The organism is Vibrio sp. 2033 (genome assembly GCF_033339735.1).
This window is the reverse complement of the sequence record NZ_JAWOVC010000693.1, coordinates 1-550: the sequence shown is the minus strand read 5'-3', so window position 1 is coordinate 550 and position 550 is coordinate 1. Positions and strand designations below refer to the sequence as shown.

Genomic DNA, 550 nt, shown 5'->3' with positions numbered 1-550 from the left:
GCACCACACTTAAATGTTGCCACCATAAACCCACCGCAATGATGAGCAGTAACAACGCCATGTACATTGGGTTACGTGAGAAGGCAAACACACCAGTTCTTACAACGGAAGATGCTGCATCAGGTTTTACTGGGTTCACGGTAGTCTTTACTTTGCGAAATTCATATACACCGGCAATCCCCATGTAGCCAGACAACAAAGTTAGTGCACCGACTACAAACTCAACAAAGGGCACTCGAATGTTCATGCTCGGCGTCAAGACTTTAAGCCCGTACATCAAGAGTATGACCAGCATAAACACCGCAACAGGTGGGACTTTGAGTTCAAGTTTTCTCAAGGTTCAGATCCTTTGAAATGGAATGTTCATCATTGGGCAAAAAGCCCAGTTGGACTGGGCTTGATGTCATTATACCAAAGTTAACAGTGCTTGAACGGGATGCTTAGGCTTTGTTCCTTCAAAGCGTTTTACTTGGCTTCGGCAAGAATAACCAGTAATCAAACATCTTTCGTTATCTAACTTATCTAGGTTTGGTTTCCAACTTAAATTGTA

At 43.1% G+C, this 550-nt stretch carries 1 protein-coding gene; it reads right to left on the bottom strand.

Translation table 11 applies throughout. The annotated features are described in order from the left end of the window. A partial coding sequence (locus tag R7P74_RS28560; RefSeq protein ID WP_318124061.1) for a methyltransferase family protein occupies window positions 1–337 on the bottom strand: 337 nt, incomplete at its 3' end. Window positions 338–550: the final 213 nt, after the last annotated feature.